The sequence below is a fragment of the Mycobacterium paraseoulense genome, assembly GCF_010731655.1.
Taxonomy (GTDB): domain Bacteria; phylum Actinomycetota; class Actinomycetes; order Mycobacteriales; family Mycobacteriaceae; genus Mycobacterium; species Mycobacterium paraseoulense.
Genome location: NZ_AP022619.1, coordinates 726,061 through 752,437 on the forward strand (window position 1 = coordinate 726,061; position 26,377 = coordinate 752,437).

The 26,377-nt window shown below is 67.6% G+C and carries 28 protein-coding genes; 10 read left to right on the forward strand and 18 right to left on the reverse strand.

Features of this window, described 5'->3' with window-relative positions; genetic code table 11:
- Window positions 1–1,275 (forward strand): hypothetical protein, encoded by a 1,275-nt coding sequence (locus G6N51_RS03025; protein ID WP_083171457.1) that lies wholly within the window; start codon window positions 1–3, stop codon window positions 1,273–1,275.
- A gap of 1 nt (window position 1,276) precedes the next feature.
- On the opposite strand, the gene G6N51_RS03030 is transcribed toward G6N51_RS03025, so the two are convergent.
- Window positions 1,277–2,638 carry an HNH endonuclease signature motif containing protein gene (locus tag G6N51_RS03030; protein WP_083171456.1) on the reverse strand — a complete coding sequence of 454 codons (1,362 nt, stop codon included), beginning with the start codon at window positions 2,636–2,638 and terminating at the stop codon, window positions 1,277–1,279.
- Window positions 2,639–2,755: 117 nt separating this feature from the next.
- Window positions 2,756–3,763: a hypothetical protein gene (locus G6N51_RS03035; protein WP_232078173.1), complete on the reverse strand. Its 1,008-nt coding sequence runs from the start codon at window positions 3,761–3,763 to the stop codon at window positions 2,756–2,758.
- Between the two features lie 9 nt (window positions 3,764–3,772).
- Between G6N51_RS03035 and G6N51_RS29380 the strand changes: the two genes are divergently transcribed.
- Window positions 3,773–3,904, forward strand: a complete 132-nt coding sequence (locus G6N51_RS29380; RefSeq protein WP_264052404.1) for a hypothetical protein — start codon at window positions 3,773–3,775, stop codon at window positions 3,902–3,904.
- Between the two features lies 1 nt (window position 3,905).
- Here G6N51_RS29380 and G6N51_RS03040 read toward each other — a convergent pair whose 3' ends face one another.
- Window positions 3,906–5,165, reverse strand: coding sequence for a sulfotransferase family protein (locus G6N51_RS03040; RefSeq protein ID WP_083171454.1), 1,260 nt, complete (start codon window positions 5,163–5,165; stop codon window positions 3,906–3,908).
- Window positions 5,166–5,234: 69 nt separating this feature from the next.
- Between G6N51_RS03040 and G6N51_RS03045 the strand changes: the two genes are divergently transcribed.
- Window positions 5,235–5,849, forward strand: coding sequence for a TetR/AcrR family transcriptional regulator (locus G6N51_RS03045; RefSeq protein WP_174814286.1), 615 nt, complete (start codon window positions 5,235–5,237; stop codon window positions 5,847–5,849).
- Between the two features lie 13 nt (window positions 5,850–5,862).
- Here G6N51_RS03045 and G6N51_RS03050 read toward each other — a convergent pair whose 3' ends face one another.
- From G6N51_RS03050 to G6N51_RS03070, 5 genes are read right to left on the reverse strand one after another with little or no spacing between them, the layout of a single operon-like run.
- Complete coding sequence (locus tag G6N51_RS03050) at window positions 5,863–6,990, reverse strand: M24 family metallopeptidase (protein WP_083171452.1); 1,128 nt, start codon at window positions 6,988–6,990, stop codon at window positions 5,863–5,865.
- A complete protein-coding gene (locus G6N51_RS03055) occupies window positions 6,980–8,215 on the reverse strand; it encodes a M24 family metallopeptidase (protein WP_083171451.1) in 1,236 nt (411 codons plus the stop codon). The genes G6N51_RS03050 and G6N51_RS03055 overlap by 11 nt, the downstream gene beginning before the upstream one ends.
- 1 nt (window position 8,216) lies before the next feature.
- Window positions 8,217–9,395 (reverse strand): amidohydrolase family protein, encoded by a 1,179-nt coding sequence (locus tag G6N51_RS03060; RefSeq protein WP_083171450.1) that lies wholly within the window; start codon window positions 9,393–9,395, stop codon window positions 8,217–8,219.
- Entirely contained in the window at window positions 9,389–10,612 is a 1,224-nt protein-coding gene (locus G6N51_RS03065; protein WP_083171449.1) for a cytochrome P450, read from the reverse strand. The genes G6N51_RS03060 and G6N51_RS03065 overlap by 7 nt, the downstream gene beginning before the upstream one ends.
- On the reverse strand, window positions 10,609–11,328 hold the full coding sequence (locus G6N51_RS03070; RefSeq protein WP_083171547.1) for a TetR family transcriptional regulator: 720 nt from the start codon (window positions 11,326–11,328) through the stop codon (window positions 10,609–10,611). Before G6N51_RS03070 ends, G6N51_RS03065 begins: the two co-directional genes overlap by 4 nt.
- A gap of 150 nt (window positions 11,329–11,478) precedes the next feature.
- On the opposite strand from G6N51_RS03070, the gene G6N51_RS03075 reads away from it, so the two are divergent.
- Window positions 11,479–11,955: a nitroreductase family deazaflavin-dependent oxidoreductase gene (locus G6N51_RS03075; protein ID WP_083171448.1), complete on the forward strand. Its 477-nt coding sequence runs from the start codon at window positions 11,479–11,481 to the stop codon at window positions 11,953–11,955.
- A 49-nt stretch (window positions 11,956–12,004) separates the two neighbouring features.
- Here G6N51_RS03075 and G6N51_RS03080 read toward each other — a convergent pair whose 3' ends face one another.
- From G6N51_RS03080 to G6N51_RS03090, 3 genes are all read right to left on the reverse strand, one after another.
- Window positions 12,005–12,496 carry a DUF2231 domain-containing protein gene (locus G6N51_RS03080; RefSeq protein ID WP_083171447.1) on the reverse strand — a complete coding sequence of 164 codons (492 nt, stop codon included), beginning with the start codon at window positions 12,494–12,496 and terminating at the stop codon, window positions 12,005–12,007.
- A 32-nt stretch (window positions 12,497–12,528) separates the two neighbouring features.
- A complete protein-coding gene (locus G6N51_RS03085) occupies window positions 12,529–13,158 on the reverse strand; it encodes a hypothetical protein (RefSeq protein ID WP_083171446.1) in 630 nt (209 codons plus the stop codon).
- Window positions 13,159–13,275: 117 nt separating this feature from the next.
- Complete coding sequence (locus tag G6N51_RS03090; protein ID WP_083171546.1) at window positions 13,276–14,085, reverse strand: SigB/SigF/SigG family RNA polymerase sigma factor; 810 nt, start codon at window positions 14,083–14,085, stop codon at window positions 13,276–13,278.
- A gap of 520 nt (window positions 14,086–14,605) precedes the next feature.
- Here G6N51_RS03090 and G6N51_RS03095 point away from each other — a divergent pair.
- The 3 genes from G6N51_RS03095 (at window position 14,606) to G6N51_RS03105 (ending at window position 16,759) form a co-directional block, all read left to right on the forward strand.
- A complete protein-coding gene (locus tag G6N51_RS03095) occupies window positions 14,606–15,499 on the forward strand; it encodes an SDR family NAD(P)-dependent oxidoreductase (RefSeq protein WP_083171445.1) in 894 nt (297 codons plus the stop codon).
- Between the two features lie 94 nt (window positions 15,500–15,593).
- Complete coding sequence (locus tag G6N51_RS03100) at window positions 15,594–16,379, forward strand: heavy metal-binding domain-containing protein (protein WP_083171444.1); 786 nt, start codon at window positions 15,594–15,596, stop codon at window positions 16,377–16,379.
- A complete protein-coding gene (locus G6N51_RS03105) occupies window positions 16,379–16,759 on the forward strand; it encodes a DUF5073 family protein (RefSeq protein ID WP_083171443.1) in 381 nt (126 codons plus the stop codon). Before G6N51_RS03100 ends, G6N51_RS03105 begins: the two co-directional genes overlap by 1 nt.
- A gap of 10 nt (window positions 16,760–16,769) precedes the next feature.
- On the opposite strand, the gene G6N51_RS03110 is transcribed toward G6N51_RS03105, so the two are convergent.
- The 4 genes from G6N51_RS03110 to G6N51_RS03125 all read right to left on the reverse strand — a co-directional run bounded on the left by G6N51_RS03110 (window position 16,770) and on the right by G6N51_RS03125 (window position 19,163).
- Window positions 16,770–17,234 carry a nuclear transport factor 2 family protein gene (locus tag G6N51_RS03110; RefSeq protein ID WP_083171442.1) on the reverse strand — a complete coding sequence of 155 codons (465 nt, stop codon included), beginning with the start codon at window positions 17,232–17,234 and terminating at the stop codon, window positions 16,770–16,772.
- Window positions 17,235–17,255: 21 nt separating this feature from the next.
- Window positions 17,256–17,894, reverse strand: a complete 639-nt coding sequence (locus G6N51_RS03115) for a cutinase family protein (RefSeq protein ID WP_180134416.1) — start codon at window positions 17,892–17,894, stop codon at window positions 17,256–17,258.
- An 85-nt stretch (window positions 17,895–17,979) separates the two neighbouring features.
- Window positions 17,980–18,450 carry a hypothetical protein gene (locus G6N51_RS03120; RefSeq protein WP_083171441.1) on the reverse strand — a complete coding sequence of 157 codons (471 nt, stop codon included), beginning with the start codon at window positions 18,448–18,450 and terminating at the stop codon, window positions 17,980–17,982.
- Between the two features lie 41 nt (window positions 18,451–18,491).
- The gene (locus tag G6N51_RS03125; RefSeq protein ID WP_083171440.1) at window positions 18,492–19,163 is read right to left on the reverse strand and encodes a TetR/AcrR family transcriptional regulator; all 672 of its coding nucleotides are present in this window, start codon (window positions 19,161–19,163) and stop codon (window positions 18,492–18,494) included.
- Between the two features lie 177 nt (window positions 19,164–19,340).
- Here G6N51_RS03125 and G6N51_RS03130 point away from each other — a divergent pair, with 177 nt between their 5' ends.
- Entirely contained in the window at window positions 19,341–21,128 is a 1,788-nt protein-coding gene (locus tag G6N51_RS03130; protein WP_083171544.1) for an N-acyl-D-amino-acid deacylase family protein, read from the forward strand.
- Between the two features lie 33 nt (window positions 21,129–21,161).
- Here the strand turns inward: G6N51_RS03130 and G6N51_RS03135 are convergent, their stop codons facing one another.
- On the reverse strand, window positions 21,162–21,725 hold the full coding sequence (locus G6N51_RS03135) for a TetR/AcrR family transcriptional regulator (protein WP_174814287.1): 564 nt from the start codon (window positions 21,723–21,725) through the stop codon (window positions 21,162–21,164).
- Between the two features lie 64 nt (window positions 21,726–21,789).
- Here G6N51_RS03135 and G6N51_RS03140 point away from each other — a divergent pair, with 64 nt between their 5' ends.
- Window positions 21,790–22,350, forward strand: coding sequence for a class I SAM-dependent methyltransferase (locus tag G6N51_RS03140; RefSeq protein ID WP_083171438.1), 561 nt, complete (start codon window positions 21,790–21,792; stop codon window positions 22,348–22,350).
- A gap of 90 nt (window positions 22,351–22,440) precedes the next feature.
- On the forward strand, window positions 22,441–23,286 hold the full coding sequence (locus tag G6N51_RS03145; RefSeq protein WP_083171437.1) for an enoyl-CoA hydratase/isomerase family protein: 846 nt from the start codon (window positions 22,441–22,443) through the stop codon (window positions 23,284–23,286).
- On the opposite strand, the gene G6N51_RS03150 is transcribed toward G6N51_RS03145, so the two are convergent.
- Window positions 23,283–24,980, reverse strand: coding sequence for an FAD-binding protein (locus tag G6N51_RS03150; RefSeq protein WP_083171436.1), 1,698 nt, complete (start codon window positions 24,978–24,980; stop codon window positions 23,283–23,285). The genes G6N51_RS03145 and G6N51_RS03150 overlap by 4 nt on opposite strands.
- Entirely contained in the window at window positions 24,977–26,362 is a 1,386-nt protein-coding gene (locus G6N51_RS03155; protein ID WP_083171435.1) for an aromatic ring-hydroxylating oxygenase subunit alpha, read from the reverse strand. The genes G6N51_RS03150 and G6N51_RS03155 overlap by 4 nt, the downstream gene beginning before the upstream one ends.
- Window positions 26,363–26,377 lie beyond the last annotated feature (15 nt).

The window sequence follows — 26,377 nt, forward strand, 5'->3', positions numbered from 1 at the left end:
TTGGTTGCGAGGTGGGTTGTCGGCGACCGCTATGGTTCGCCGTTTCCGGCCGACCCCGCGACGCTGGAAAGCGCCGGGGTGGGCATCCTCACCGAGGCGTTCCAAGCCTCGGGAGTGTTGCGGGACAACCGCATCACAAGCGTCGCCGGGTTTCGCGAGATAGCGGGCGGCAGCACGGGACGCAAGGTCGTGCTCTCCGTCGCGTACGCCCGGCCGGCCCCGGATCTGCCCACCGACTTGTTCGTCAAGTTCTCGCGCGACTTCGACGACCCGACGCGTGATCGGGGAAAGACCCAGATGGAGCCGGAAGTGCGGTTCGCCGCCCTCTCGCGCCGCCCCGAGTTTCCCATCGCCGTGCCCAGGGCGCTTTTCGCCGACTATCACCGCGACACCGGCACCGGCGTCCTCATCACCGAACGAATATCGTTTGGCGCCAACGGAATCGATCGGCAATATCACAAGTGCCTCGACTACGAGATGCCCGAACCGCTCGAGCACTACGCCGCGCTGCTCACCGCGCTGGCCCGGCTTGCCGGCACTCAGCGATCCGGGCGGCTGCCGGAGCTGACCGCGGCCTTCCCGCTCGACGTGGGGGCCGCGACGGTAGGCGAGCGGGCGCCGCTGTCGCCGGCCAAGCTGGAACGCCGGGTGGACCAACTGGCCGAATTAGCCCAACGAGGTCGTGGGTTGCTTCCGGTCTGTTCACCGGAGTTCATCGCGCGCCTGCGACACGACGTGCCGCGGTTCGCGCAGCACGAGCGGACGATCGCCCGCCTGCTCGCCGAGGACTCGGACTATGTCGCGCTGTGCCATTGGAACGCGAACATCGACAACGCCTGGTTTTGGCGCGACACCGGCCTTCTGCGCTGCGGCCTGATGGATTGGGGATGTGTGGGCCAGATGAACCTGGGCATGGCGCTCTGGGGAGCCATGTCCGGCGCCGAAACCGACCTGTGGGAGACCCATCTCGACGACTTGCTGCGGCTGTTCGTTACTGAATTTCGCCGATGCGGCGGTCCGGAACTCGACCCGGTGCGATTGCTCCGGCACGCGTTGCTCTACGCGGCGGCGATGGGGGTCGCGTGGCTGCTGGGCGTTCCGGCGCTGATCCGCAGCCGATTCGAGGCGATACCGGACAGCCGCATGCATCCCTTGATCAGGAACGACGAGAGCGTGCGCGCGCCGCTGCAGATGTTGTCCAACCTGCTGTTCCTCTGGGAGCGGCATCGGGTCGGGGAGCTGCTGGACGCCGCCCTTGCGGAGGGGACCACCTGAGCTAGGGCTCGTCGTCGTCGCCGTCCCGGAGCAATTTCTCGGGGTGCTGGAAGGTGTTGGTTCTGGGTTGACCACGATCCACGTGCGGTGGCGGTATCCATTCCGTGTCGCCCTTGCCGTTCTTGCGGGTGGTCCAGCCGCCGGGCTTGAGCAGACGATGGTGGGTCCCGCAGGCGAAGGTGAGGCCGTCGATGTCGGTGCGCCGGCATTTGACCCAGTCGGTGACGTGGTGCACCTCCGAGTAGTAGCCGGGCACCGCGCATCCGGGTGCCGAGCAGCCACGGTCCTTTGCGTACAGCACGATTCGCTGCCCGGGGGAGGCCAGCCGCTTGGTGTGATAGAGCGCCAGCGCCTTGCCTCTGTCGAAGATCGCCAAATAGTGGCGCGCATGGCGGGCCAGGCGGATCACGTCGCTCATCGGTAGCATGCTGCCGCCGCCGGTGAGGCCCCGCCCGGCGGCGGCTTCCAACTCCTGCAAGGTCGTGGTGACGACGATGGAGGCCGGTAGCCCGTTGTGCCGGCCCAGTTTTCCCGAGGCCAGCAGGGCGCGGTTCGCCGCCAGTAGCGCGTCGTGGTTGCGCTGCGCCGCGCTGCGGGCGTCGCGGTCGATCGCCTCTTGGCTCGGTGCGCCGTCCACGCAGGGGGTGTCGTCGAGCGGGTTGCACATGCCGGGGGCGGCCAGTTTGGCCAGCACGGCCTCCACGGTGGCGCGCAGCTCGGGAGTGATGGTGGCGCGCAGCTCGGACATGCCGTCGGGGCCCTGCTTGCCCAGCGTCAGGCCGCGGCGCCGCGCGCGGTCCTCGTCGGTGTAGGTGCCGTCGGGGTTGAGGCAATCGGCGACGTGATGGGCGAGCTCGGCCAATTGCTCGGGGCGGTATTGCGTTCCGTGGGTGGCCAGGTCGGCTTCGACGGCGGCGCGGGTGGCGAAGTCCACCCAGCCGGGAAGCTGGCGGAAGAACCGGCGGATCACCGCGACCTGCCCGGTGCCGAGCGTGCCGTCGCGTTGGGCGGCGGCGGTCGCGGCCAAGATCGGCTCCATCGGCTCTCCGGTCAGCCCGTGCCTCGGCCCCAGGTCGGTGGCCTCTTTGATTCGACGGGAGGCCTCGGCGCGGCTGATCAGCGTGGCCTCGGCGATCGCATGGGACAGCTTGCCGCCGAGCTCTTCCGGTGTGGCCTGGCGGGCCAGGTCGTTGATCAGCGGATGCTCGATGGCCGGCAGCTGCCGGCGCACCTTCTCGCAGCGCGCCAACATGGCCAGCTGCTCGCGGGTGGCCAAGGCGTCACAGTCATGGCCGATCAAATCTTTGACCGCAGCGTCGATGACGTCGAACGCCGCCGACAACGCCTCCGGATCAACACTCACACTCCGAAACTATCGGCGCCCACCGACAAAAAGCGTCTCGCTGAGACGGCTGAAGCCACAGTGACGCAAGTGATTTCGGCGGAAAAACGGGCGAAACAGGCACTGGCAATTCGTGACCTAAAGAGCGTTCCGCTCCGCAAAATGACGAGTCCGGGCCTCGAGGGCGCGCCGTCGTTCTTCCGCGCTGATCCGCTGTCGCGGTCCGAAGTGTTCGCCCAGCTGATCCGCGCGGACGACGGTCAGGGTCGGTGTTGCCGGCTGATGCGGTGCGCTTGCCCGCCACGTCACCACGCCATTGCGATACCCGCGGGCGTCAAGCCAGTTGTGTACGCCGAAATCTTCTGTCGACAACAAGACCCGCACCCGTCCGTCGTCGACTTGGGATTGGGCGAGGTTGAGACTGGTTTGGCGGGTTTCGAAATCGATCATCTCGCTCCACCGATTGGTCAAGCAGATTCCGACGTACGGCGAACCGGGAGGTATCTCGTAGTCGATCACGAGCGCTTCGCCGTCCTCGAGTTCCCACGAGATGGGAACGAACCATGCACCAGCCATCGCTGAAGGAGGTTGGAGCGGGGGAATGGCGAAGTTCTTGGGTAGTGCACCGAACACGCGTGCCGGAATGTCTTTGACCCACATCGTGAATAGCTCGCGGGACGCCAGGAGGTGCGCATCGAAGGCGGCGATGGCCTGGTTGAGTGAATCCGGCTCGAGCGGATCGCCTGGGTTCAGGCATTCGAGACGAATAGCGCCCTTGGCCTCATTGTCCCAGTCGCCGAAGGTTTGGTAACAGCAGAACGAGTCGGCTCCCGCCGGGGGCGGGTACCAGTTCGTGTCGCCCATCTTCTGGCGACTGAAGTAGATCTCGAACCAACCGTCATCACCGACAACGAGTTCTTCGGACAGCACCTTCACCGCTTCGGCTTGGTCGTCCCTACCGGCATAGACGCCGAAGGTCGTCTGCGCAGCGGAACCCAGCTTCCCGTGAACGCGGTAGTCGTGGCCAGCGTCGATACGCGCGGTCAGATACAGCGTGTCGGGGTTGGAGTGGCCCCAGTTCCACGGCGCGTATTGGCCGTTGATGAGTTTGGGCCGCGCGGGATCACTACGCAGTTGCAGGCCCATGTATTGGATGTGGCCGACGAGGCGTCCCAGCAAGGCCGCCGCGGCACCGTCGTCGAGATCGCCTTCGGCCAATGCGATCTCGAGCAGCTCATCGTGAAGATCTCCAAAGCGTCGCCAGGCCGCACGCAGGAGGTGCTGTGAGTCATCGGTCACGGCGGCCCTCGATTCCGTAGAAGTCGCGGTAGAACTGTAATTGCGGCCACAGCTCGTCGATGTCGAGCCCGTAGTCGGTCGCCTCGTAGATGTTGGGCTTGCGCTTCGCCAGGCCGCGCTCATCCATGAACACGCTCATCTTGCGATGCACGTCATCGGTGAGTTGGATGCCGAAGAAGTCATAGATCTCTTGTACGCACGACATGGGGTCGCGCACCATCCGTTCCATCGCAAAATCGATGAACCGCTTCGACTCCTGCGCGAACTGCCGACGCAGCTCGACGTTGCGCGTCAGCATCCTGCCGGTGCGCCACCGCATGTAGCGGCCATGGTCGTGCCAATCAACGTCATCTTCGACCATGCCGAAAACGGTCCCGGCCAGCTTGCAGCTGGAGGCGACGATCTCGGTCGGCTCGCGGTAGGTGGTGACGAAGCGCGCGTCGGGGAAGACGGCCAAGATGTTGTCGATGTTCTCCATGTGCGGCGGTGTCTTCAGCAGCCAGCTCTCCTTGGGGCGTAAGCCACCGCTCTGCATGTACTGCAACAGCAGCTTCTGTTCCCGGTAGACCCAGGTGAGGTCCTGCCCGGTCAGCCACCGGTCGTAGCCCTGGCAGTTGAACATGACGTGGAAAGTCGCGCTGTGGAAGGCATAGGCGTGGAGTAGCGCGCACTCCTGCGCCTCCCACGCGCCGATCGGATGCGCGGCGTCGAGGTCCGGGGCCAGCGACAGGATACGGCGGATCTGCTTGTCGCTGCGCTTGATTCGCGGGTCACTACGCATGGTGGCCGGATTCAGCGGCGGATGGAGTTCATCGCATTCCCAGGTGATCGGGTAGCGGAAACGGTCGTCCCGGCTCAGCAGATGGTGGGTGACGGTGGTGCCCGTGCGCGGTGCGCCGACGAGGAAAATCGGCTTCGTGATCACTTCGTCACGAATCCCGGGGTGCTGGCGCAGGTGCTCGGTGAACAGCAGCCGCTGGCGCAACAGATTGGTGATGTGCGACGTGGCGAGTATCCGCCCGAAACCGTTGAGGCGATCCTCGCTTTCGAGCGATTCGATCAGGCGGTCGAGGCCGTATTCGAAGCGGGGATCACCGAAGTCGGTAAGGCCTCTCGCGCGGCGTGTGGCCCGATCCATCAACGCGTGCTTGCGCAAGGGCAGCGGATGGGCACCCAGTCGGCGCGCCGCCCGGTAACCGCCATTGAGGATCCGGAAAGGCACGGGCCTGGGCGGTGAGTCGATCGCCATGGTGGGGGAAGCGCCTCCTGGGACCGCGCGATTGGCTACCGCCGCGAAAAACATTACGATCTTAACGTAATGGAGTCAATAAGCGAGGCTGACGGGCAAGACCGGCGCAATGGCGTGCGGTCACAAGGACGTCCGAGGGACGCCCGCATCGACGAGGCGGTGCTGGCTGCGACGGTCGAACTGCTGGAAGAAATCGGCTACGCACGACTGACCATCCCGTTGGTCGCCGCACGCGCCGGCGCAACCCCGCCGGCGGTCTATCGACGGTTCCCGAACAAGGTCGAATTGGTCTATGAGGCGGTATTTCCGACGCCGCCGAGTGCTGAGCTCCCGTTGACCGGCGATCCGGCCGACGTTGTCCGCACCCTGCTACAAGCGGCGATCGACCTGTTCAGCCGGCCAGCGGTACATACCGCGCTATCAGGACTCATGGCCGAATTGCCCTCGGAGCCAGGCCTGTCGGCACGCTTGCTCAGCCGCCTTCAGGGCGGCACGTACCTCTTGCTACAGCGTTACCTCGACGAGGCCGCAGCCGAGGGACGTGCCGCCGGCGACGTCGACGCCCGCGTATTGGTGGACATGATCGGTGGCACAGTGGTGATGGCGCTGGCCAACGAGCGAGTCCTCGACGACGTGTGGGTTGCGCAGAACACTGCCCTCATCGCCCACGGGCTGTCCCGATGAGGTGTCTTGAGCATCAGTCTCGGTCAGACCAGGACGGGCTGGCCGTCATCACCTCCACGCCGTCCTCGGTGATGCGCACGGTGTCACGCCGGAACACCGCGCCGGCGCCCTCCTGCCAGACGTACCCGGTGATGGCCAGCACCATGCCGGCCTCGAGCTCGTCGAGTTCACCGGCGGCCAGCAATGTTTCGGACACCACCGGCGGATCGAAGCCCAAACCCAACCCGTGTGCGATCGGCATCGGCGGTATCGGTTCGCCGGCCGCCTGATACGCGCCGAGCAGGTCGGAGGTGGGCGCACCGGGACGACAGGCCGCAAGCATGTTGTCGTACAACGTGTTCGACCGCCCGAACAGTTTGCGGGTCGGTTCGTCGACCAGGTCGCCGGCCGGCCAGGTCCGACCCACTTCCGCGACGTAACCATTGGCCAGCGCCCCGGCGGCGAACGCGACCAGATCACCCGGGCGCACCTCGCCCGAATCGCCGCGGCGCCACGGGTGTTCTTTCGACGTCACCCACGCGGCGTCCTGCGTGGCCGGTGTGCTCACCCCGCCCGCGGCCATCGCCTCCATCATGGCCCCCGCCAGCGTCCGCTCCGGCACTCCCGGCGTGAATTCGCCCAGCGCGGCGGCCAGTCCGCGTTCGGCGACCCGCAACGACCTTCCCATCGCCACAATTTCGTCAGGCGTCTTGACGCGCCGCGCCGCCCGCATCGCCGGTTCGGCGTCGACGAGTTCGGCGTGGGGGAACGCCTCGGGCAGCAACGCGGCGAAAGTGGGTGTGATCGCGTCGGTCCCGACCCGCCGCGCCGTCTCGGCGCCGTCGATCTTCTTTAGCACGTCGATCAGCGTCATCGGGTTCCAGGCCAGTCCGTAGAGGTGATCGTGCCCGATCTCCTCCGGAACACCCTCGTCCCACGTGCTATTGAGGTAGATGTCCCCGCTCGCGCGCACCAGCGCGCATATCGGGCCGAACGGCCGCGTCCCGGCGATCCACAGCTGCGGTGCGCCGGTGACGTAACGAATGTTCGCCTGCCGCCCGAGCACCAGGATGTCGAGCCCGTGCGCATCCATTTGGGCCAGCGCCCGTTCCCGGCGGCCCGACCGCAACTCGTACGCGTCGGGCAGAACCTCAGTCGCCATAAGGGGAATAGGGGTAGTCGGTGATCGGCAGGTAGCCGTCTTCGGTGATCACCACGATCTCCTCACTGCGATAACCACCCGTCCCGTCCTCCCACACCACGGGTTCCAGGACCAGAACCATCCCGGGCGGGAAGACGAAGTTGTCGTCGAACTCTTCGCCGAGATCCGTTCCGATCATCGGCGCCTCGGCCGGATAGGTGCCGATACCGTGGCCCAGATAGAAATGCGGCAACCACGGTTTGCGGCCGCCGTTGGCGGCGATCGCGGCGCGCGCCAGATCACCGGAAGTGACACCGGCTTTCGTCACCGCGAGCACCGCGTCCAGGATGGCCCGCCACTGCCGGAACTGATCCTGCTGCTTGGCTGTGGGCCGCTCGCCGACCACCCAGGTCCGGCCGAAGTCGGAGCAGTACCCGAGGTAGGTGATGCTGATATCGGTCCAGAGCACGTCACCGGCGGCCAGCTCACGATCGGTCGTGAGCAGCGGCAGCGCGAGGTCGCCATGCGTCGTCCACACCCCGGCTTCCCGCGAACTGGGCATCACCTGCCAGATGGCCTCCAGCATGTTGGTGGTGGCGCCCAACTCGAATGCGCGGCGTACCAGCTTGGCCGAAAGGTCGATCTGGCGCACCCCGGGCGCCAGGGCCCGCTGCACGTCCACCATGGCCTGTTCGGTGATGCGGGCCGCGCGGCGAAGGCAGGACAACTCGTCTCGGGTTTTCACCAGTTGCGCGTCGGCGAGCACGATCGCCGCATCCGTCGGCACCCCCGCGGGGAACAGCTTGGGGCCGGCCCTGCGCATCGCCCCGGTCAGCTCGTCGACGGCGATATTCGCACCCGGCGGGATCAGCCCGGCCAGCTCACGCGCGAATTGGTCGACGCCGTGGTCGAATTCAAGGTAGACCGGGCCGTGCAGATGGTCGTCCGGAACCGGCGCCTCCGCGGACGCCCCGCCGCGGAACGGCATGAACAGGTGCGGATGCTCGTCGTCGGCGAGCACGACCGCGACCGGCCGCTCCACGTGTGAGAGGCCCGCGTCCAGCAGCGGCCAACTGGCACCCGTCGCGTACCCCACGTAACCGTTCATCAGCAGGACCAGCACGTCGACGCCGTGGTCGGCCATCGCGGACCGCAGCCGCGCCCCGATCTCGGCACGCATGCGGGCCCGGTCCGGTTCGTCCGGAATCTCGATCACCGAGCCGTGGGTGGTGAGTGAATCGGTCATCTCAGAGCCCCAGGAAATTTCTGATGTTTCCGCTGACGACGCGGACCGCGTCCTCGGGACCGACGGCGTCGACCACGGCGGCCAGCGACCGCTCCGAGTAACCGTACGTGCTTTCGTTGTGCGGGTAGTCGGAGGACCACATCACCTTGTCGATTCCTATCTCGCCGACTTGGGCGAGCCCCAGACCGTCCACCATGAACGACGCGCACATGTGGGTGTCCCAGTAGTAGCGGACATCGTGTTCGGGCTGGTGCGCGAGCATGTGCCGGTAGGACGCCAGCACATGCTCGGCATCCTGCAAAGCCGGTGGGACCCAGGCGATACCGCCCTCGAACCAGCCGACCCGCAGCGCGGGATGGCGGTCCAGAATGCCGCCGAAGATGTACTTGGAGAACATCTCCCGGAACGAGTCGATGTTGACCATCATGGCCACCGCGACGCTGTTGATCTCGCTCGGGACCTTCGGCTGGCTCTCGCCGATGTGGTGGGTGACGGGCAGGCCCGCGTCCTCGATTTCGTCCCACACCGCGCTCATTGCGGTGCCCGAGAAGTCGATGGCGTGCCCGTTGTCGTCGATGCCGGGGCTGATCGGCATCAGAAACGTCTTGAGCCCCAGCGACTTCAGTTCCGACAGTGTGCGCCGGGTGCCGCGCGGGTCCCACCAGTTGATCAGCCCGACGCCGTAGCAGTGGCCGTCGGAGCCCTCCTGCACCGCGGCGATGTGTTCGTTGTAGATGCGAAAGATGCGCTCGCGCAGATCCTTGTCGGGGTAGTGGAACAGCGCCAGGACCGCGTTGGGGAACACCAGTTCCTTGTCGACGCCGTCCTCGGCGAGCTCACGCACGCGGGCATCGATGTTGTTGCTGACCGCGCCGGCCAGGTCGTCGTATTGCATGAGCACCGCGCTGAAATCGCCGACCACCATCGACTGCCCCGGCCGGCCGAGCAGGTAGGCGCCGTCCTCGTACCAGATCCGCGGCGCGTAATCCTTGAGGTCGTCGGGAAATTGCTCGTAGAAGATGTCGTCGGCCACCGAGATGTGGTTGTCGGCCGAGAACACCTCGGTGCCGGGTGGGAGGCCGGTGTCGAATGCCGAAGCGTGACCGCGACGGTGCTTGGGCGCGCCGATCACACCCTCGGGGTACGGCGTACGGGGTAGCAGCCGCCCCGGGTTCACCATGTCACCGGAAGCTCATACAGGCCGTAGGCCAGCGCGTCGTGCTTGAACGGCAGCTCTTCCACCGGCACCGCGAGCCGAAGGGTCGGGGCGCGGCGCAGCAGGGTGGGCAGGACGATCTGCAGCTCCATCCGGGCCAGCTGCTGTCCGACGCATTGGTGCCGGCCGTAGCCGAACCCGACGTGCGGGCCGTCCTCGCGGCGCAGGTCGAGCCGGTCCGGGTCGGGGAATTGCCTGCTATCCCAGTTCGCCGGCGCGACGTCGAGGATGATGCCCTCGCCGGCGCGGATGGTCTCGCCGCCCACCTCGATATCCTCGACGGCGATGCGGCGCTGCCCGGTCTGAATGATGCTCAGGTAGCGCATCAGTTCCTCGACCGCGGCGGCGATGACCTTCGGATCGTCGGTGTCGCGCAGCAGGGCCAGCTGGTCGGGATGGTCGAGCAGGGCCGCGACGCTCAGGCTGATCATGTTGGCGGTCGTTTCGTGCCCGGCGATGAGCACCCCGGTGGCCAACTGCGCCGCCTCGCGCACGCTGAGCTCTTCGGCGTTGACCCGCTCGGCCAGGTCGGACACCAAATCCTCCGACGGGCTTTCCATCTTGGTTCGCACCAAGTTCGCCAGGTACTTCGCCAGCGATGCGGCGCCCTGGGCGGTGTCCTCCTCGGTGGCGTAACGGCCCATGCCCCGCTGGGCCTGGCTCTGGAAGAAATCCGCGTCCTCGTAGGGCACGCCCAGCAATTGGCTGATGACCAGCGAGGGGACGGGAAGCGCCAACGTGCTGACGATGTCGCCCGGCTTGGGGCCGGCCAGCAACGCGTCGATGTGGTCGTCGGTGATCTTCTGCACCGCCGGCCGCAGCGCCTCAACCCGCTTGAAGGTGAACGGCTTCGACAGCATCCGGCGGAATCGAGTGTGTTCCTCGGCGTCGGAGGTGAACACCGAACGCGGGCGCTTGTGCACCGTCGCCAGCATTCCCTCGTTCCAATGCGGATAGCCCGGCAGCCGGTCGTCGACGCTGGCGCGCGAGTCGGTGAACAACGCCCGGATCGCCTCATAGCCGTGGATCAGCCACGGCGTGCTGTCGTCCCAGATCCGCACCCGGCTCAGCTGCTTGTCGGCGTTGAGCTCCAACACCTTTGGCGGCGGCGCGAACGGGCAACCGGGCGCGCGCGACATCGGGAACTCCGGGATGTCGGTGGCGGTCGAGACGTCGGTCATCGTTCTCCTCGCGTCGGGGATGTTCGGGTTTCGGTGGACACGCCGCCTGCCGCGCCCACGTGGACGGGTGCCCGCCACAGGCCGACGATCGCGTCGATCAGGCCTTCCCCGGCGACCGGCCACGCCGAACGCGAACGCGGGCCGTGCTCGGCCAGCGCGCCTTCGTGCTCGGCGCAGGTGTGCATGAGCAGGTTGCGCACCATGACCATCCGTTCGGAGCGCACCCGCCTGGGCAGGTCGGGAAGGCAGCGGTTGATGCCGCCGATGGTCCGCACCAGCAGCGGCGACGTGAGGGCGTCTTTGGTGACGACGTGGCGGTACGTGGGATCGGCCATGGCCTGGGCGGCGAACCGGGCGTACCAGCTGGGCGTGCCCAGCGCGTGCAGGTGATCGGTGAGTGGCCGCACCAATGCGCCCACCCAGTCGCGCAGCTCGGTCGAATCGTCGATGGCGCTCAGCATCTGCGCCCGCAGTTCCTCGATCGGCCCCCGATGTTTGCTTTCGATGGCTCGGAGCAGGTCGGTCCTGGTCCCGAAGTGGTAGCACGCCGCGGCGTTGTTGCCCTGCCCGGCAGCCTCGCTGATCTGCCGGTTGGACACCGCATACATGCCGCGTTCGGCGAACAGCACCTCGGCGGCCGACAGGATGGCCTCCCGGGTGCCTGTCGACCTGTCGGAGCGGGCGACCCGCTCGGCGGTCATCGCCTCAGTGAACACCGCGCCCATGATTAAATCAAGCAATTTACTTAGCGAGGTGGCCGAGCCGCGCGCGGCGGCCGGCGCCCGGATTCGCCAATCCCCGGCCCGTCAAGGTGATTTCATCGCGACGACGCCCCGGGCCCGCCCCGCCGGGAATACAGTCTTCGTATGAATCCGCTCCAGCGGGTGGCGCGTCGTCCGGCGGCCTACCGCCGGCTCGTCCTGAATGGCCGGCCGGTCGCAGAAGGCATCGAGGCGCTGCTGCGGTTCGCGACAGCTGGGCGGCTCGGCGTCCTCGACCTCGCCGGCCTGCCCAACGTGCAGGTCACCACCTCGGGTCGCAAAACGGGGCTCGCACGCACGGCGACGGTGCAGTGCGTGCCCGTCGAGAACGGGCTGTTGCTGGTCGGTTCCAACTGGGGCCGGGATCGCCACCCGTCGTGGTCGGCGAATCTGAAGGCCACGCAGCGCGTTACCGTCCGCCGGCGCGGCCAGCATTTTGTGGCAACGGTGCGGTTGCTCACCGGCGAGGAGCGCGACGAGGCGTGGTCGACGGCGTTGGCGCACTGGCCGAATTATCAGGTCGCCCAGGATCGGGCGGGTCGCCGGCAATTCCGGCTGTTCCTGCTCACGCCGATCCCGTAGGCCTCGGGCCAGGACTCAGGCCTCGGGCCAGGATTCGCCCGCCGGACCGCTAACCCGGGTGAGACTTCTTCAGGTGGGCGATCTCGTCACCCCAAACCGATTGAGCCCCAGCATCGCCCACGCGGTAGATCTGGACCATCGACGCGATGGCGACAACCAGCACCAGGACCGCGACGACCGCCCGGGCGACCGCGCGGCCGGCTCCCGAGCGCCGTTCGGCCAGGCGGAGCGCGACGAGCACCAGCGCCGCCGCCAGCAGTGCGGCGGAGAAGTAGATCATCATGGCGCCCCGGTCGGCGTGTTCCTGCAGGATGGGGCTCGGTTTGGCCCTCAGGTCGATAAGCCATTCCCCGGCGTTGATGGTGATCGGGGTCAACACCATATTGCCGGCGGCCAATACCACGGTGAGCCACAACAGCTGGCCCCGCCGCGCCGCCGGCCAGAGCGCGCACACGATCTCCAGCAGGGCGATCAGCGGCACCAGCACCAACACGAAGTGCAGCAGCAGGACATGGGCGGGCATCCCGTTGACAACGGTCATGTGATTCCTCGCTGGTCAGCGTCAGTTCGCGCTCAGCCGCCGAGGCCCTTCTTGATGGCCGCGTCTTGTTTCTGGCCCACGTCGTTGACGAAATCCGCCGGGGCCAGCGTGTCGGGGGGCCCGTCAAACTCCAGCGTGACGAACGCCCTGCCCTCGGTGAACAGCAGTATGGTCACGCCCTTGCTCTTGTCCGGAGAGTTGCCCAACAGCGTCGTTCCGCCCGTGCCGACGTTGGCGGCTTGCGTCGTCGGGTTCTTGACCAGGTCACCCTGCGCGCCCTTGGCCGCGTTCAACGCGTTCGTGGCGGCGCCGGGGTCGGCGAACACCTGGATCGTGTCCTTGATGACGTGGCTGCCGTCCTCGTCTTTGAACGTGGTCGCGACGCCCGGTTGGCCGTTCGGGTTGCTGGTCGGCGGGGTGGCCGTGAATGGTATCGGCGCGTTGATGTCGCTTGCCTGAATCAACAGTCCGGTGTACTCGCTCGGTTGCGCGGACGCCGACGCCGACGACGTCGGCGCCGAGCTCTGGGCGCTGGTAGCCGAGCTGGACGAGCCGGGCTTGGATGTCGACGGCGTCGAAGTCTTGCCGCCACACCCCGCTACCGCCGCCGCCAGCGCCGTCGTCGCCGCCACGCCCGCGACCAGCGTTCGTGCAGTCCTCATCGCTCGAGCTCCCTTCCAGGCCGCCTTCGGCGCCACAGTCGAGTCCGTTCCCGAATCGCACAGTACATTGCGGCGGGGCGCGGGCGCGGCGCCGAAGGGCCTGGGGGTGATGAAGGGCTACTCCAGTTGGTCGCGCAAGCAGCGCAGGGTGCTGGCCAGGATGCGGGAGACCTGCATCTGCGACACGCCGATGCGCTCGGCGATCTGGCTCTGCGTCATCGACTCGAAGAACCGCATGCGCAAGACGTCGCGTTCGCGCTCGGGGAGGTCGGCAACCAGGACGCGTAGCGCTTCCCGATTGGTGATGTGCTCGATCTGCGGATCGAGGCCCCCTACCGCATCGGCGACCAGTCGGGGTGTGCCCGAGCTGTCGGTGCCCACCGGCGCGTCCAGGGAGTCCAGCCGGTAAGCATCGCCCGCCACCAGGCATTCGACGATTTCCTCGCGGGGAACGTCCAGCGCTTGCGACAGCTCGCCCGCGGTGGGCGCGCGGCCCAACTGCTGGGCCAGGTCGCCAGTGGTCCTGCTGATCTGGACATGCAGCTCCCGTAGCCGCCGCGGTACGCGCATGCCCCAGCTGTGGTCGCGGAAGTAACGCCGAACCTCGCCCATCATGGTCGGGACCGCGAAGCCGATGAAGCTGGGTCCCTTGGCGGGATCGAATCGGTTGATGGCGTTCATCAGTCCCAGCCGCGCCACCTGGACCAGGTCGTCAAGACCTTCGCCGCGGCGCGCGAAGTGGCTGGCCACGTGGTCGGCCAGGGGCAGGCAGCGGGCCACGATCCGTTCGCGTTGGCGACCGTATTCGTGCGACTCGGCCGGCATCTGGCGCAGCAGCACGAACATTTCGACTACGTCGTCGTAGGAATCGTCGGACCTGGTCTCGCGGCGTGGAGCCGGACGGGTGGGAGTTATTACATCGGTCATCGGCGCACGCGCCCTGTGCCGGCGCGGCTGATCCTGAAAAGTCTTGCGCACGAACATTTCTGCATTGCTGACTCACTCCTCGAGTCGCTTGCAGCGAGAGACGGCAGCTATGCGCACGGTCGCCTCACTGCAACCCTTATCCGCGGGACTGGTCGGTTATCCAACGCGCTCGGCCTACGAGGGGGAGATGACTCGGGGTGTTCGTCGCCGGAGCCATATCGAGCTCAGTAGCCGTGCGGCTGACTGGCCGCTTTGAGCTAAACGGCGACACGTCCATAACGGACTTCAATGGTGACTATACGCCTCATCGCATCCGCCCGCGATCGCTCACCGCGTTCCCCGGCTCCAGCCGCTGGTCGAACGCAAAACGCGCGGAGCCGGGCGCAACGCACCGGCCGCGGTTCTCAGTTCTGTGCCGGCTGGGTACTGTTCGACTGATGCTCACCACCGACCTCCCGCGAGGTGGCCTCGATCGATGCCCAACGCGGTTCGCGCACAACACCTTACGGCCCCGACAGCAATGAACGACGGCGGGCGCCTGTTAGACGGACGCGGCGTGGTGGTGGCCGGCGGCAGCCGCGGGATCGGCCGCGCGGTCGCCGAACTGCTCTGCGACCTGGGCGCCGGCGTGGTCGTCAACGGGCGCGACGGGGACGCCGTCGAGGAGACCGTCGCCGCGATCACGGCGGCGGGAGGGCACGCCAGCGCGGTGGTCGGACCCGCGGACCTTGAGCGCGTCGCCGAAACGCTGGTCGACCACTGCGTGCAAAGCCACGGGCGGCTGGACGCCATGATCAACTGCGCCGGGATCGCCGAGCCGCCCGGCTCCTCGATCCTGAACATCTCGCCCGAAGACTTCGACCGCCTGGTGAGCGCCCACCTCGGCTCGGCGTTCCACACGTCGCGGGCCGCGGCGCGCGTGATGGCGGCGCAGGGACACGGTGCCATCGTCAACACGAGCTCGGTGGCGTTTCTGGGCGACTACGGCGGCACCGGCTATCCGGCGGGCAAAGGCGGCGTGAACGCCCTGACCTTGGCCGTCGCCGCCGAATTGAAGTCGCACGGCGTGCGAGCCAACGTCGTGTGTCCCGGCGCCCGCACGCGCCTGTCGACGGGCGCCGAGTACGAAGAGCACATCGAGGACCTGCACCGCCGCGGGCTGCTGGACGAAGTGACCATGCAAGCCTCGTTGGACAGCGCCCCACCGGCCTTCGTGGCCCCGCTGTACGCCTATCTCGCGAGCGACCTGGCGGGGGCCGTGACGGGCCAGATCTTCGTCGCCGCAGGCGGATTCGTCGGTTGCTTCGACCGGCCGACACCGCGGCTGCTGGGCTATCGCGATCATCATGACGCGGCGCCGTGGTCGGTCGACGATTTGCACAACATGATCGGCGCCGCGCAAGCCGCGCGCTGAAGCGGCCCGTCCACCCGAAAGTCGCACGTTATGGGTGTGCGAGGCGGCCCCGCGTCCTACGCTGTCCTGCGAACCGCAGGAGGATGTTTTGACAATGCAACCGAACCCGCTCGACCCAGTTGCCAGCGAACGGCTGTCGCACGCAGGCAAAGTGTTCACCTCCGATTTGTCGATCAACGAATTCGCCTTGCTGCACGGGGCCGGGTTCGAGCCGATCGAACTCGTGATGGGCGTCTCGGTCTACCACGTCGGTTACCAGTTCACCGGGATCCGGCAACAATCCGAACTGCCCGTGCTCACCGACGCGACCTACCGGGCGCGCTGGAATGCGATGTCGAGGATGCAGGCCGAGGCCGATTCCCTGGGCGCCGACGGCGTGGTCGGCGTCCGCCTCGAATGGCGTCACCAGGGGGAGGGCGAGCATCTCGAGTTCATCGCGGTCGGCACCGCGGTGCGCTACACGCAGAAGCCCGGCGCCTATCGGCGCCCCAACGGTCAGGCGTTCACCAGTCACCTGTCCGGGCAGGATCTGACCATCCTCCTGCGATCGGGGTTCGCCCCGGTGGCGTTCGTCATGGGCAACTGCGTGTTTCACGTCGCCGTACAGGGGTTCCTGCGCACGCTCGGCCAGGTCGGCCGCAACGCGGAGATGCCGCAATGGACGCAGGGCAGCTATCAGGCCCGCGAGCTGGCGATGTCACGCATGCAGAGCGAAGCCGAGCGCGACGGCGGAACCGGTGTCGTCGGAGTGCATTTCGCGATCTCGAACTATGCGTGGGGGCATCACACCGTCGAGTTCTATGTGGCCGGGACCGCGGTGCGCCGCGGCGGTGAGGCGCAAACGCTGACACCGTCGTTCGTCCTGCCCATGAGCGATTGATGACGGGCCTCGATCACGAGCGGGTTGCCCAGGCCGTCGGAACGGCGTTGTCCGGTCCCGGCGGAGTCGGGCTGGTGCTCAAGGTGTTCGGCGGGGTTCCGGGGGTGATCGTCGTTCCCGCGCGGCGCGGCTTCTTCCGGTCGCAGCCGGAGCGGGTGCAGATCGGCGACTGGCGCTACGAGGTCACGGTCGACGGCCGCCTGAGCGCCGCCCACGTGGTGAACGGCATCGTCCTGGCCGAGGAGGTCCTCGCCGCCGGCGCCGTCGGACCGCACATCGCCCGCGCGCTCGGGCGGCTGGTGAGCAGCTACGGTCCGACGATCGTCCCGAACATCGATGCGGCCCTCGAGGTCCTCGATGCCGGGACCGGGCCACGCTGACCCCGCACGCTCACCCGGCGGCGCCCGGTGGTGTCTGATCGATGCCCACCACCCACCGGCTGAACCGCCAGCTGCCGTCCTGTTTGACCGCAGTGAAGTCATAACACCCGGTCAGGTCGGGTGTGGGCGGGCCACCCTCCTTGATGGCGAAGACCTGAACGTAGCAGTGCCCGGTCGCCTCGGCGGGCCCCTGGCTGGCGAACCAAAACGAGTTCAGCGCGTGGCGGCGTTGATTGTTTTCGGCCTTGAACGCCGCCTTCCTGGCCGCGAGCAGGCTCATGACGGTTTCGATGTCGGCCGAGAGCGGCTGGCCCTCGTGCAACAGGACCAGCTCCGGCGACTCGGTGAACAGCGTGCGGAAATCGTCGAGCCGGTTGTGGTCGTAGGTATAGGCGTAGGCGCCGAACAAGTTGATGATCGCCAACCGATCGGCGACGTCGAACGCCGCGCTTCCGACACCTTCGAGCCCGGCCACGGGGTCAGTCTAAGCGCCGGGCTACAGGCGACCGGCGGCGAAATCGGCCGCCTGGTCGACCATGCCCGCCTCGACGTACTGCCGGTGCGCGACGGGGTTGGCGGCGTCCGAGCAGACCGGATCGCCGGGCACGCACAACTCGATGGTTTTGGGCGCATACGCCGCGCCGATCGTCACCGGCGGCTCGTTGAGGATGCTCATGAACTGGCTCGATGGCTTTCCGAACAGCGCCACCGCGGCGACGTGGCTGGCCACGCCGGCCGGCATCGGCTGCAGCGCCTGGACCAGGTGCACCCCGTCCGGCACCGCGCTTTCGGTGACGAACCCCATCACGGCCGCTCCCTGGGAGTATCCGCCCAGCACGATCCTGGTCCCGGGGCAGGAGGCCGCCATGTGTTCGACGTGCGCGCCGGCGTCGCTGATGCCATCCACGGCCCTGGGAAAGTCGGTGGTCGCCGGGTAATCGACGGGGTACACACCGAGGGACCGGCCGCCGACGTGGGAGCGCAGGGAGTCGACGAAACTCTGGCCGATGCGGCCGACGCCGGGCGGTTCGTTGGTGCCCCGGGCGAACACCACCTCGACATCGGGGCACGGCTCGGCGACCGCGCTGGGAAGGACCGGGAGGGTCCAAAAGGGTGCCAGCGCAGCACAAATCAGACCGCCGAGGGTATGCGCTTTCACATCGTGATCTTGTCACAGGGTGGGGAAGTGCGCGCGTTATGCGGTTTTGGCCGGCGCCGGGCTACCGCGGTGCGTCCGTCCCCTGGGGAGGCCGGTGCATGAACGCGCTGGCCGCCCGCAGCACGCCGCGAAACGCATAGGCGGCGGTCACCACGGTCAGGATGATCAGCAGGACGAACATCGGCAGCCAGTTGCCCCGGCTGTGGTCGATGTCCCACCAGATGATGGTGAACAGCACCACACAGAGCACGAGCACGAAGTCCCGCCAGTTCCCCTGGTAGGACAACGCCGCCTTGCGCAGCGCCCGGCTCCGGTCCGCGGTGTCGATCAGGTCGTCGATGCGCTCGTCGATGGTGCGCTGCAGCTCGGCGCGCCTGGCGCCCGCCTCGGCCGGGAGCCGGTCCAGCAGATCCATGTCCTGTTTGATCAGCCCCCGGAAATCCGGGGCGCGGAACTGGCCGGCGGCGACGGCCAGCATCGCGCCACCGAAAACGGGGGCACTATTGAGCGCGATCTGTCCGAGGCCCGTCATGCCCGCTCCTTGTGGTTGTCGTCAACGTCGTTCGATGACGGTCAGGACGCCTTGGAAGGGCGTCGCCGCGTCCGTGGCGGCTCGGGGCTTTGCAGCGCGTCCATCGCGCGCAGCAGCTGCGGATAGGCGATCGCCGGCCCAAGCCAACGCGTGAGATACCGCCGCAGATCGGCACCGCTGCGCGCGGGACGCCCCGGGTCGGCGAGGAACGAGTGCAGCACCCGCAGGCTGAATTCGTTCAATTCGTCGAGACCAGCCTCGTCGAAACCGTAGCTCTCCCAATCTATGTCGTAACGGTGCAGCATCGACCGCCCGAACGCCAGCGCGGTGTCCGAGATGATCGAAACCTTCTGACCGCCGCGATGGCGCTGATTGAGCACGAAATCGACCTGGTTGTCCGAGGCCAGCTCTTCGATGGCGAAGGCCATTCCTTCCGTCATCGCCACGACGGGGTCGGTGAAACCGTCGAGGTGGGCGGCCATCCGATCCAGGAAGCCGTCGGCCGACCGCATCGCGGAAGCCACCAGCAGCGCCTGCGTCCCCGGAAAGTATCGATACACGGTCTGCCGGGTGACTCCGAGCGCCCGCGCCACGTCGGCGATCCGCATCGCCGACCCGCGTTCCTCGATGATCCTGTCGGCGGCATCGAGGATGCGCTCGATCGCCTCCTCGTCGGAGGCGGGCGTGTTTCCAGCCCAACCGTGACTGCGCATTTAACGAGTGGCAAACCCGTAGTCGGTGAACCCCACAGCTGGATCATAGCGTCTGGTGGACCGTGATCGTCGCTGGTTAACGCCGCGCGGCGGCCCCGAAGAGCATGGCCAGACACTTCGGAAAGTATGTATGATCACTGCGGATACCGGGGCGTCCGGCGGCAGAAGGGCCGAACATTGCAGTACGACACCGTGATCGCGAACGGACGCTGGTTCGACGGGACGGGCGCGCCGTCGGCGCGCAGAAACCTCGGGCTGCGCGACGGCCGGGTCGCCACCATCAGCCCGGAACCGCTCGACACGGCGGGCGCCGACGTCATCGACGCGACGGGCCAGTGGGTGATCCCCGGCATCATCGACATCCACACCCATTACGACGTCGAGATCCTCTGCGAGCCCGAGCTTTCCGAATCGTTACGGCACGGCGTGACGACAGTGCTGCTGGGATCGTGTTCGTTGTCCACCGTCTATCTGGACAACGTGGACGCCGGCGACATCTTCGGCCGGGTCGAAGCGATTCCCCGGCGCCATGTCATCGAGCACCTGGACGCGGCGCGCTCGTGGACCAATCCCGCGGAGTATGCCGCCGCACTGGACCGGCGGAACCTGGGTCCCAACGTCGCGGCCTTCATCGGCCACTCGGACATGCGCGCCGCGACGATGGGGCTGGACCGGGCGACGCGCAAGGACGTCCGGCCGTCGGCGGTGGAACTGGCGCGGATGGAGTCGATGCTGAACGAGGCGCTCGACGAAGGTTTCGTCGGGATGTCTTCGCAGCAACTGCTATTCGACAAGCTCGACGGCGAGGTCTGCCGGTCGCGCACGCTGCCGTCGACCTACGCCGGACCGCGCGAACTGCGCCGGCTCAACGCTATCTTGCGGCGCCGCAACAAGATTCTGCAGTCGGGACCGGACATCAAGAATCCGCTGTCGGTGGTGTCGCAGCTGGCGACGTCGCTCGGGTTCGGCCGCCCCCGGTTGAAGACCAGCCTGCTCTCGGCGGCCGACATCAAGGCCATACCGCCGGTGATTCACCTCATGGACTCCCTTGCCCGGGTGGTGAAAGCCCTCGGCGGCGACTTCCGCTGGCAGCATCTGCCGGTGCCGTTCGAGGTCTACGCCGACGGCATCTCGCTGGTGGTGTTCGAGGAGTTCGGCGCAGGCGCGGCGGCGCTGCACCTGCAGGGCGAGCTGGAGCGCAACGAGCTCATGCGCGACGAGGACTACCGCCGGTGGTTTCGTGAGGACTACGACAAGAAGTTCGGTCCGCGGGTCTGGCACCGTGACTTCTTCGACGCCGAGATCGTGGCCTGTCCCGACCCGTCGGTGGTGGGAAAGTCGTTCGGCCAGGTGGGGCTGGACCGCGGCGGGCTGCACCCGGTCGACGCGTTCCTCGACCTGGTGGTCCAGCACGGTGAACAGCTGCGCTGGCGCACCACGATCTCCAACCATCGCCCGCAGGTACTCAAGAAGCTGGCGCAGAGCGAAACCGTCCAGATGGGCTTCTCGGACGCCGGTGCACACCTGCGCAACATGGCGTTCTACAACTCCGGGCTGCGTCTGCTGCGCCACGTGCACGAGGCGCAGAGGCGCGGCGACCCGTTCATGTCGGTCGAGCGCGCCGTCCACCGGCTCACCGGCGAGCTCGGGGCGTGGTACGGAATCGAGGCGGGCACCCTGCGCGAAGGGGATCGCGCCGACGTCGTCGTGATCAATCCGGACAAGCTCGACGGCTCGCTGGATCGCTATGCCGAACATCCGGTGGCGTCCTACGGTGGGTTGTCCCGGATGGTCAACCGCAACGACGACACCGTCACCGCCGTGCTCGTGGCGGGGCGGTTCGCGTTCGGTGCGGGCCAGGCCGCACCGACGTTGGGCAGGCAGAAGTTCGGGCGGTTCCTGCGGGCGGGCCAGCCGTCGAGGAGCATGACGACGGTGGCCCAGCCCGCGGCCGGGTCCTGCTAACACTGTTGGGCTAATGCGTTGCGCCGCCGCGGTTCACGCGACGGTGGCGCCGAGAATCAGGTTGACCGCCGCGTCGAGTTGCCCCTCGATCTCGTCGAAGCTGACGAACCGGGCGGTCATCAGGGCGCCGGAGAAGGTCATCTGCAGCGTGGATTTCACGGCGCGGGGCCAACCGGGGCCCAGGGCGGCGCCGATGCGGGTGGCGACCTCGTGGCCGATCTGCTCGCGAATCGGCGCGACGGCCGGGTCGTCGGCCATCAGGGCCGCGCCGCACGCGGCGGTCAGCTCCGGCTCGTCGGCGACCACGACGGCCATGTCGCGCAGCGTCGCGCTGACCCGCGCCTCGGTCGTGTCATTGACGTCGGTGTGCAACGGCAGTTCGCGGAGGAACCGCAGGTATACCGCGGCCACCAGCGCGCTCTTCGACGGAAAGTAGGTGTAGGCGCTCGCCGGTGACACTCCGGCGCGGGTCGCCACCGAGCGCATCGTCAGATTCGCGTACGACGACTCGCGTAGCTCCTCGAGGCCGGCATCGAGGACCTTGCGGATCGTCTGACCCGGCCGGCGATCCGACCGGCGAACCGCATCGTTAGACACCCGCCCAGTGTAGGAAGGCGCTGAAATCACCAACAACTTCCTTCGGGGTTCTAGAGTTGCGGCTGTGGCCGAGGCGGACCGGCGGCACTGGGACGAGCGGTACCGGACCATGGCGCCTCCGTCGGTGGACGCGGTGGGACCGCCCGAGTTCCTGGCGGCCCGTGCGGAGGTGCTCCCCACTGCGGGAAGGGCTCTCGACCTCGCGTGCGGGCCCGGACTCGCGGCGGTCTGGCTGGCGGGGCGGGGGCTCCAGGTGGAGGGATTCGACGTATCCCCGGTGGCGGTGGGCCGGGCGCGCGACCTGTCTCAGCGCGTGGGGGTGAGCGATCGGTGCCGCTTCGCGGTCGTCGACCTCGATGACGGGCTGCCGGCCGGGCCGCCCGCCGACGTCATCCTCTGCCATCGATTCCGGGACCGTCGCCTCGACCGCGCGATCATCGAACGCCTGGCGCCCGGGGGGCTGCTGGCGATCGCCGTGCTGAGCGAAGTCGGGGCCGCCCCGGGGCCGTTTCGCGCGGCCGCCGGTGAGCTACCCGCGGCGTTCGCCGAACTCGATCTGCTGGCCGCCGGCGAGGGTGCGGGGCAGGCCTGGCTGCTGGCGCGCGCCGGACGCGAACGCCGCTGACCGGCAAGCACTTTCGCCGCGCGGACCACACCGCAGCGGAATCGCCGATGACGGTGCCATTTTGGCTCCCGGCCGGGTAATGTCACGCAGATGGAGCGGCGCGTCCTCGAAGCGGTCATCTACGAGCGCGAACCGCCGATCGCGCGGATCATCCTGAACCGGGTCGACAAGGCCAACACCAAGGATGCGGTCCTGGTCACCGAAGTCGACGAATGCCTGCACGAGGCCGACCGGGACAAGGAGATCAAGGTCGTCATCCTCAAGGCCAACGGAAAAGGGTTCTGCGGCGGGCACGTGGCTCGCTGGGGTCCCGACGAAAATCCGTATCCGGACTTCGGCGAGACCTTCGAGGACCTGTACAAGGGCACCGCCGACCTGTTCCTGTGGCCGACGCTGTATCTGTGGGAATTCCCCAAACCGACCATCTCGGCGATCCACGGCTACTGCATGGGCGGCGGGATCTACCTCGGCCTGCTGACCGACTTCTGTGTGGCGTCCGACGACGCGTATTTCCAGATGCCGCTTGCCCAGAGCCTCGGCGAGCCCGGCGGCCACACGATGATCGAGCCGTGGTTGCTGATGAACTGGCATCGCACGATGGACTGGCTGCTGCTGGCCCCCACCCTGTCCGCGCAGCAAGCCCTCGACTGGGGGCTGCTCAACAGGGTGGTGCCGCGCGAAGACCTCGAAGGCGTCGTCGAGGAGATGGCCCACAAAATCGCCCAGATCCCGTTGACCACGCTGATGGCGGTGAAGAACAACGTGAAGCGCGCGTGGGAGCTGATGGGCATGCGGGTGCACCTGCAAGTCAGCCACATCCTGACCAACATGGTCGGCGCCGCCTCCGACGTCCAGGCGCGCCGCGCCCAGCTGAAGGAATCGGGCATGAAGCCGCGGGAGTTCGTCGGCCGCGACGACACGGACGCCGGCGGCTAGCGGCCCGGATCGCCGGCAACCCTGCGGCCGGCGGCGTGGCGGGCGGCGACGTAGCCGAACACCATTGTGTAGGCGATGCTTCCACCCGCGCCCAGGTAATTCCGGCCCATCACCGTCGCCGTGATGTTCCCCGTCGCGTAGAGTCCGTCGATCACGCAGTCGTCCTCGTCGATGACCTGCGCGTGCTCGTTGGTGATCACCCCGCCGCACGTCCCGACGTCGGCCGGAACGACTTTGGTGGCGTAGTACGGCGACCGCTCGAGCGGACCGAGCGCGGCGTTGGGGCGGTACCCGGGGTCCCCGAGGCAGTCGTTGTACGCCGACTGCCCGCGCCCGAAGTCCGGGTCGAGGCCCTTGGCCGCAAAACCGTTGAACCGCTTGATCGTCTGCTCGAGCGCGTCGGCCGGAACGCCCATCTGGCGCGCCAGGTCAGCGATGGTCTCGCCCCGCACGACCGCGCCCTTCGTGATGAGTTCTTCGGGGAGGCGACGCCTCTTGAACGGGTTGGCCCCCGAAACGTATCGGCTGATGTAGCCCTCGTCGAACACCATCCAGCAGGGCACGGCCTTGTTCGCATACATCGCCTTGCCGACCTCGACGTACGAGTTGGACTCGTTGCAGAACCGCCGGCCCGTTCCGTCGACGTAGATGGCCCCGGGCCGCTGCCGGCCGCTGCCCAGCGCCTTCGCCGCGTCACCACCGTCGGCGATGAAAACCGATGGCAGCCACCAGGCCTCGTCCATCAGGTCGGTCTTGGCCCCCAGCCGGATCGCGGTCTGCAGCACCTCGCCGGTGTCGCCGGCGTTGGCGATCGACCAGAGCCCCTCGTTGGGCTGCTCGCCGCTGTAGCGGCGGCGCATGTCCGCGTTGCGGCTGAAGCCGCCCGCGGCGAGCAGGACGCCCTTGCGGGCCTCGACATTCAGGGCGGTGCCGCTACGCGACACCCGCGCGCCGACGACACGGCCGTCCTCGACGATCAGGTCTTCGACTGCGGCGCCGGTCCAGATCGGTGGTTCGCCGCGCAGATCGATGAGCACCTTGAGCATCTGGCCGATCAGTGATGCGCCGTTGGTGAGGATCTCGCGGCGGCGGAGCCGGGCGGCCCTGGTGCGCGCGAACACCCGCACGGCCACGGCGAAGGCCCGCGGTGACCGGTTGAAGTACTGCACCGACCGCAGCTCGTTGGTTTTCAGGACGAATCCGCCGTAGGCCTTGGCCATCGAGGGCTGAACCTTGTCGCGCCAGCTGCCCAGCGCGGCCGCATCGTATGGCACGCACTCGATCGCGCGGCCGGCCTCGTTGCCGCCCTTGTGATTCGGGTAGTAGTCGCTCCAGCCGGGGCACCGCACAAACCGGACACCCTTGCGGGTCAGGAAGGTGATCATTTCGTAGCCCGCGGAGAGGAACATCTCGCGCCGCGCCGGCGACGACGCCGCGCCGATGTCACCGACGACGTCGTCGAAGTATGCCAGACCGTCCTCGTGCGAGTCCGGCACGCCGGCGGCGCGCATCAGCGGGTTGTTCGGCAGCCACACCATGCCACCGGAAAGCCCGGTGGAACCGCCCACCAGGGGCTGCTTCTCGATCACCAGGGGGTCGATCCCGGAGTCGAGCGCCGCCAGGGCCGCGACCATGCCGCCGCCGCCGCTGCCTGCGATGAGCAGATCGACCGAGCGGTCCCATCGGGTGGTCATCGTGGCCCCGCGCTGAAACCCAGGTCGGCGACCGGCACGTCGATGGTGGTGTTGGTCTTCTGGATCCCGGGCACCAGCTCGTCGTACGGCAGGCCGGCGAGGAATCCGTCGACGACACGTTCGAAATTGGAGATCAGCCCCTCGATCTGGTCGGACAATCGCATGTAGGCAAACCCCTTGGAGTGCAACCCCTTTTGCTGCCTGGGCAGGTTGGAGAAGTCTTGGGCGGGGATCGGCGGCCAGCGCGGGTCGTCGGGCGCCATCGGCTCGGGGGGCTGGGGCCTGCCCGCCGAGAGGTCGTCGGGTAGCCGGGTGAGCGACCAGATCTCGAACAGCGTGTCCTCGGGCCCGAGCGGACGGATCCGGTACGACGACGCGCTGCTGTAGGTGGGCAGGATGAAGTAGTGCGGAAAGCAGAACCCGATCGCGTCGGTGATGCCGCGGCGGACCAGGTCGTTGAGGTCGGGCATATCGCTGCCCCTCGCCCGATGCCAGGCGACGACGGCATCGTTGAGCGCGGTGCGCCACGCGCCCGCCGCCCCGGCCGGGTCGGCCGGCAGCTCGATGTGCTGCAGCCCCTCGGCGATCCGGATGTCGTTGTCGTGGGTCATGCCGCCCATTCCCGTGCCGAGCGTGCGCATGAAGTACAGGCTGCTCGCGATGACCGGATGCACCGGGGATTTCACCGCCCCGCCGCTCTGCGCGGACGGCATCAACTGCGGATGAGTCTGGGGGACGTGGTATCCCTCCATGAACGCCTCCGTCGCCAGCTTCCAATTGACCGGCAACCGGCACGACTGCCACCACTCGACCCGCAGCGATTCCACCTTCCACGCGTCATAGATCGACGCGAAGGGCTCCAGGCAGTCGCGCAGCGCGGGGGCGCCGTCGTCGAGGTTGATCCACGCGCAGCCTCCCCAGGTCTCACACCGGACCGAAACCAGCTGCAAATCCGGCGGATCCAGGTTCTCCTGGGCGAACACCTCGGGTCGTAACACGAAGGTGCTGCGTCCGTCGATGCCCCAGCACCAGCCGTGGAAGGGGCAGACGAAGGTCCGCCGAGATCCGCTGCCCTCCACCAGCTTCACCCCGCGATGGCGGCACGCATTGTGGTAGGCCCGCACGGTGTCGGCGTCGACGCGCACCACGATGATCGACTGATCCAGGATTTCGTACTCGACGAAGTCGCCCGCCTTGGGGATCTCCTCGAGCCGGCAGGCCATCTGCCAGACGCGCGGCCAGAAGGTCTCGGCCTCGAGCGCGTAGAACTCGGCGTCGTAGTAGCGCTGCTTGGGAATGCGATCGGCGGTCTGCACCGCCCACGGCACCGGCAGCGGTGTCCAGTTCACCGCGCCTGTCACTGGATCTGTCTTGGCAGCCATCTCGCCATCCCTCGT